The sequence below is a fragment of the Streptomyces chiangmaiensis genome (assembly GCF_036281785.1).
Classification (GTDB): domain Bacteria; phylum Actinomycetota; class Actinomycetes; order Streptomycetales; family Streptomycetaceae; genus Streptomyces; species Streptomyces chiangmaiensis.
The window spans coordinates 41116-47156 of the sequence record NZ_JAYWVC010000043.1 but is presented as its reverse complement, the minus strand read 5'-3'; the positions used below and the strand labels follow the sequence as shown (position 1 = coordinate 47156).

General features: G+C 71.7%; 7 protein-coding genes. 3 read left to right on the top strand and 4 right to left on the bottom strand.

What is annotated here, in order from left to right; genetic code table 11:
• Positions 1-995: TAXI family TRAP transporter solute-binding subunit (locus VXC91_RS15845; protein WP_329507900.1), on the bottom strand; the 995-nt coding region annotated here is incomplete at its 3' end.
• 94 nt (positions 996-1089) lie between these two features.
• Between VXC91_RS15845 and VXC91_RS15840 the strand changes: the two genes are divergently transcribed.
• Positions 1090-1494: a pyrophosphohydrolase domain-containing protein gene (locus VXC91_RS15840; RefSeq protein ID WP_329507899.1), complete on the top strand. Its 405-nt coding sequence runs from the start codon at positions 1090-1092 to the stop codon at positions 1492-1494.
• A gap of 218 nt (positions 1495-1712) precedes the next feature.
• On the opposite strand, the gene VXC91_RS15835 is transcribed toward VXC91_RS15840, so the two are convergent.
• Both VXC91_RS15835 and VXC91_RS15830 read right to left on the bottom strand, forming a co-directional pair.
• The gene (locus VXC91_RS15835; protein ID WP_329507898.1) at positions 1713-1943 is read right to left on the bottom strand and encodes a hypothetical protein; all 231 of its coding nucleotides are present in this window, start codon (positions 1941-1943) and stop codon (positions 1713-1715) included.
• A gap of 78 nt (positions 1944-2021) precedes the next feature.
• Positions 2022-2930: a LysR family transcriptional regulator gene (locus VXC91_RS15830; RefSeq protein ID WP_329507897.1), complete on the bottom strand. Its 909-nt coding sequence runs from the start codon at positions 2928-2930 to the stop codon at positions 2022-2024.
• A 384-nt stretch (positions 2931-3314) separates the two neighbouring features.
• Here VXC91_RS15830 and miaB point away from each other — a divergent pair, with 384 nt between their 5' ends.
• Positions 3315-4838 carry a tRNA (N6-isopentenyl adenosine(37)-C2)-methylthiotransferase MiaB gene (gene miaB, locus VXC91_RS15825; protein ID WP_329507896.1) on the top strand — a complete coding sequence of 508 codons (1524 nt, stop codon included), beginning with the start codon at positions 3315-3317 and terminating at the stop codon, positions 4836-4838.
• 120 nt (positions 4839-4958) lie between these two features.
• Entirely contained in the window at positions 4959-5678 is a 720-nt protein-coding gene (locus VXC91_RS15820) for a class III extradiol dioxygenase subunit B-like domain-containing protein (RefSeq protein WP_329507895.1), read from the top strand.
• Between the two features lie 102 nt (positions 5679-5780).
• On the opposite strand, the gene VXC91_RS15815 is transcribed toward VXC91_RS15820, so the two are convergent.
• Entirely contained in the window at positions 5781-6029 is a 249-nt protein-coding gene (locus VXC91_RS15815; RefSeq protein ID WP_329507894.1) for an antitoxin, read from the bottom strand.
• Positions 6030-6041 lie beyond the last annotated feature (12 nt).

Below are 6041 nucleotides of genomic sequence, written 5' to 3'. Positions count from 1 at the left end.
GGCTTGACCGACCGGTAGTACCGCCGCGCGCCCTCGTGCAGCTCCAGCGGATCCGTGTAGATCGCCGTGCGCAGGTCGACCAGCTGGGCCGCATGCACCCGGCGGCCGATACGGTCCCGGCTGTCGATCACCGTACGGGTGAGCTTCTCGGTCAGGTCCGCGTTCATGTCCTGCCGGGTCATCAGCAGGTTGGCGACGGCCACGGTCTGCACGGAGGATCCCTGCTCGGCGTCCGGGTAGGCGTCGGCGGGCATCACGGCGGCCCGGTAGTAGCGCGAGGCCCCGCCCTGCGCATGCAGCTTCGCCACCAGGTCACTGCCGATCGGGACCAGCCGGATCGCGAAGTGCTGCGACAAGTGGGTGATCGCGCCGGTCGGGAGCCCGCCCGACCAGAAGAACGCGTCGATCCCGTGCTGCTGAAGCAGGCCGGGCATGGTCCCGATGCCGTCGGACAGGGGCCTGATGTCCTTCTCCGGATCGAGCCCGGCCGCCTTGAGCACGTTCTCCGCGATCAGCCGCACGCCCGATCCACCCGGTCCCACGGCCACCTTGCGGCCCTTCAGGTCCGCCACGGACCGCACGGGGGACGAGCGCGGGACAACGAGGTGCACATAGTCGTCGTAGAGCCGGGCGCAGCCGCGCAGCCGGCCGGCGCCCGGCTTGTTCCCCAGCTTGTACGACTCCACGGCGTCGGCCGCTGCGATCGTGAAGTCCGCCTTCCCCGTGGCCACGCGCTTCACGTTCTCCTGCGACCCGTCGCTGTTCAGCAGCCGGACGTTCAGTTTCGGCATGTCCTTGGCGATCGCCTCCTGCAGCAGGATGCCGTACTTCTGGTAGACGCCGGCCGGGGTGCCCGTACTGAAGGTGACCGTGCCGCTCGGGGACTCCTCGCCGAGCGGCAGCAGCCACCACAGCAGCAGCCCGAAGGCCACGAACGCGGCCGCCGAGCCCAGCAGCGCGCGGCGTCTGCCGATCCGGGGGAGAGCCTGGAACATGCGCGCGATCCTGCCAGGCCGCGGGCCCCCTGACCAGGGCGGGGGCCCGCGGCGTGGCAGGCGGACCGGCGACGGCGACCGGTAGGGTCACTGGATGCGCCCTTCCCCCGCCTCCCTGGTCCGTGAGTTCCACCTCGCCTTCGGGCTCGACGTCCGCACCGTGCCGACGGAGGTCTCCCCGGAGCTGGCCGCGCACCGCGGAGAGCTGCTCGCCGAGGAGGCGGTGGAGGTCGCGGAGGTGTCTGTCACCGGCCCGCTGGACCGGCTGGCGCACGAGCCGGCCGACCTTGTGTACATCGCCTACGGCACGGCCCTCGTGCACGGCATCGACCTCGACGCCGTGATCGCCGAGATCCACCGCGCCAACATGACCAAGATCGGCCCGGACGGCACGGTCTCCCGCCGGACCGACGGCAAGGTCCTCAAGGGCGACCACTATCGTGCCCCGGACGTCTCGGCGGTCCTGCGCGATCAGGGCTGGACGCCCCCGGAGTCGTAGGAAACGGCCTCGGTGGTGCGAAGCCACAGGGGGGAGTCCGGCCCGTCGGCCCTCCTCGACCGCCACCGCCGGGCGGAAGCCCTCGCCGGCTGCGGCCGCAAGTGCGGCCGCAGCACGGGCCGCCGTCGGTCACGCTGCTCGGGACCGCGGCCTGTCTCCCGCCTCCGCTGAGGCGGCCGCTGCCGAGCCGCCGTCCGCCATCCGCTGAGACGCGTCGATCAGGGGCTCGCGCAGTCGTAGCCGTACGCCAACGGTTCGTCGTGTACGCCGAGATGGCGCCGGTAGACGTACACCGCCTCCACTCGGACACCGTCCGCCGGGGCCTCGACCCGGCAGGGGTAGGTCACCTGCAACACCGAGGGCCGGCCCGCGACCTGCATGTGCAGGCCGTCGGCGGGCCCTCCAGCGAGGACCGCAGTCTCCCACTTCGTCGCGACGTGAAGATCCATGGCTGTACTTTAAAGTTGCGCAAAGTTCGAAGTGTTGTGAGTTCTGCCACGTGGTGCTCGCCGTGAGGCGATCACGGTCTACTGCTGCGACGGGCCTGCCGGCACGGCCTCCTCGAGCACCTCCAGCAGGGCCCGCAGCGGCGCGCTCGCGCGGCGGGTCGCGGACACCGCCACGGACAGCGTCCACCGCAGGGCCGGGTCCGCCAGCGGCAGGACGGCCAGCCCCGTGCCGTCCACGTCGGCCGTGCTGTCGTGCAGGAAGGCGATGCCCAGCCCGGCCCGTACGTAGGAGGCGACGGTGCCGACGTCGGACGCCTCCAGCACCACCTGCCGGTGCAGTCCGGCGCGGGCGAAGGCGCGATCCGTCACCTCACGGTTGCCGTAGCCGGGCGGGGTGTCGACGAACGGCTCGTCGACGAGTTCCGTCAGCTCACGCGGCACGTCCGCCCGGGCCAGCGGGTGGTCGGCCGGAACGAGCAGCGACATCGGGGTGGTGTAGAGCTCGCGCACATGCAGTCCCGCCGGGGGGTCGCCGGGCAGCGCGACGAAGGCCAGGTCCAGGTTGCCCGCGAGCAGCCGCTCCACGAGCCCCGCCGATCCCCGAGGGGACACCGCGAGCCTCAGCGTCACCGCCGGGTGCAGTCGGTGGAAGCGTCCCAGGAGCTCCGGCAGATCGGGACGGACGAGCGAGCTGAACGTCCCGATGCGCAATGTGCCCTGCAGCCGCCCTTCGCTGAGCTGCGCCGCCTCACGCGCGGCCCGTGCCGAGTCCAGGGTGTTCCGGGCCGCCGGCAGCAGTGCGGCGCCGGCGGCGGTGAGGGTGACGCGCTGGGAGGAGCGCTCGAACAGCGTCGGACCCAGCTCCCGCTCCAGTGAACGGATCGCCGCGGAGACGGCCGACTGAACCACGTGCAGCCGCTCCGCCGCGCGTGTGAAGCTCAACTCCTCGGCCACGGCGACGAAGTACTCCAGCTGTCGCAGCTCCATGGGTCGATTATGGCCGGACTGCGCCACGAGATCACCGATCTCCTTGATGAACATCTCAGGAGACGTTTTCTGCACGTGATGCTCGTGCCGCTGCGGCGGAAGCCGGGCAGTGCGAGCCCCGCCCCTGCGGGCGAGCCGACGATGTGTCCGGCCGGCGCGACGGCCGTGGGACGTGGCTTTGTTCGGCCCGTGATCAGGTGCGCCGACCGTCCGGCGCGCCCGGTCGACCCTGTTCGGCCCGGACGGCGCCGCGACGAGCGCGTCGGCATCGGGACGCTCGCCCGGCGTGCCCTGACGCGGGGGAACGGAGCCGGGCCGGCGGCGAGCACGAGGTATGCCGCCGACCGTGGTGGGCGCACTGCGGCAACCACCTACCCTTGAGCCATGACCAGCAGCAGCGACCGGAGCCCGGCAGCGGACGTTCCCAGCACTATGACGTACGAGATCCGAACCTACGGGTGCCAGATGAACGTCCACGATTCCGAGCGATTGTCCGGGCTGCTCGAAGAGGCCGGGTACGTGCGCGCGCCCGAGGGTTCGGACGGCGACGCGGACGTCGTCGTGTTCAACACCTGTGCCGTCCGTGAGAACGCCGACAACCGGCTCTACGGCAACCTCGGCCGCCTCGCGCCGAAGAAGGCCCAGCGGCCCGGCATGCAGATCGCCGTCGGCGGTTGCCTCGCGCAGAAGGACCGCGACACCATCGTGAAGAAGGCGCCCTGGGTGGACGTCGTCTTCGGTACGCACAACATCGGCAAGCTGCCCGTCCTGCTGGAGCGCGCCCGTGTGCAGGAGGAGGCGCAGGTCGAGATCGCCGAGTCGCTGGAGGCCTTCCCCTCGACGCTGCCGACGCGCCGCGAGAGCGCCTACGCGGCATGGGTGTCGATCTCCGTCGGCTGCAACAACACCTGCACCTTCTGCATCGTCCCGGCCCTGCGCGGCAAGGAGAAGGACCGCCGGCCCGGCGACATCCTCGCCGAGGTCGAGGCCCTGGTCGCCGAGGGCGTCTCCGAGATCACACTGCTCGGGCAGAACGTGAACGCCTACGGCTCCGACATCGGTGACCGCGAGGCCTTCAGCAAGCTGCTCCGCGCCTGCGGGCAGATCGAGGGTCTGGAGCGGGTCCGTTTCACCTCGCCGCACCCGCGCGACTTCACCGACGACGTCATCTCCGCCATGGCGGAGACACCGAACGTGATGCCGCAACTGCACATGCCGCTGCAGTCCGGGTCGGACACGGTCCTGAAGGCGATGCGCCGCTCGTACCGTCAGGAGCGCTATCTGGGGATCATCGAGAAGGTGCGGGCCGCCATCCCGCACGCCGCGATCACCACCGACATCATCGTGGGCTTCCCGGGCGAGACCGAGGAGGACTTCGAGCAGACGCTGGACGTGGTGCGCGAGGCACGGTTCGCGCAGGCCTTCACCTTCCAGTACTCCAAGCGGCCCGGCACGCCCGCCGCCACCATGGAGAACCAGATCCCCAAGGAGGTCGTCCAGGCGCGCTACGAGCGGCTCGTGGCCCTCCAGGAGGACATCTCCTGGGAGGAGAACAAGAAGCAGGTCGGCCGCACCCTCGAGTTGATGGTCGCCGAGGGCGAGGGCCGCAAGGACGGCGCGACCCACCGCCTGTCCGGCCGCGCCCCCGACAACCGCCTGGTCCACTTCACCAAGCCGGACGAGGAGGTCCGCCCCGGAGACGTGGTGACGGTCGAGATCACGTACGCCGCACCGCACCACCTGCTCGCCGAGGGGCCAGTCCTGGGCGTGCGCCGCACACCCGCGGGCGACGCGTGGGAGAAGCGGAACGCCGCACCGGCCGCCAAGCCGGCTGGTGTGATGCTGGGGCTGCCGAAGATCGGCGTCCCCGAGCCTCTGCCCGCGGCCGCGGCTTGCGGCAGCGACTGACACTCCCGTCACCGACGTGCGCGAGGTCCGGCGATCTCCGCCGTGAGCGTGCGCGCTGCGTTTCGCACACACGCGCGGGGCAGTGACGAGTGGTGCTCCCGCGGGGTTACCCTGCGGATCATGCTTGTCGCTGCCGCCGTGTGCCCCTGCCCGCCGCTGCTCGTCCCCGAGGTCGCCGCGGGCGCCGCGCCCGAACTGGACGGCGCTCGCGCCGCATGCGTGGACGCGCTGGGTGTGCTCGCCGCCGCCCGCCCCGACCGGCTGATGGTCGTAGGTCCCGCCGACGCGAGCGGGCGCGGCCCTCACCTGGAAGGCACTCCGGGGTCGTTCCGCGGGTTCGGCGTGGACGTCGATGTACGGCTGGGCGCCGGCGGACCGGATCCGGAGGCGTCCGGGCGTGCGCTTCCGCCCTCACTCGCTGTCGCGGCATGGCTGCTGGAGCGTACGGACTGGGCGGACGCGCCCGTCGAAGGGCTGGGCGTGGCGGAATCCCTCGCCCCGGAGCGGTGTGCCGAGGTGGGAGCCGAGCTCGCCCGGCGGGACGAGCGGGTGGCCCTGCTGGTCATGGGCGACGGCAGTGCGTGCCGCACGCTCAAGGCACCGGGCTATCTGGACGAGCGCGCGACGGCCTTCGACGCCGGGGTCGCGCGTGCCTTCGGGGACGCGGACGTGGCGGCTGTGCAGGCGCTGGACGTGGAGCCGGCCCAGGAGCTGAAGGCGTGCGGCCGGGCCCCCTGGCAGATCCTCGCGGGTGCGGCCGTCGGCGCGGGCCTTTCCGGCGCGCTCCTGTACGACGACGCGCCGTACGGAGTGGGGTACCTGGTGGCGGCTTGGTCGTAGCGCGAGCCCGGGCTCGGCCGGATCCCGGAGATGACGGACGGCCGGGAGGCGATGCCGCCCCAGGGCCGTCCGCCGAGGTGTCCTCCGTCGACCAGGACGTCTTCAGGAGGCCGTGGGTGGCGGTGCCTCCGGTGGCGTCCCTTCGCCGCCCGCCGGGCCGGTCTCCCGGTGCGCGAGGCGCTCCATCGCGCCCTTCGCCTTGTCCGTGCCGGTGTGGATCTTGTCGCTGTACTTGCCCTTGGTCTTCTCGTCGATCACCTTCGCCGCCTTGTCAAGGCCACGATCGACCTTTCCCTCGTGCTGCTGCGCGAAGTCCGAGACCTTGGCTTTCAGATTGTCCACGAGACGCATGATCCACCTTCC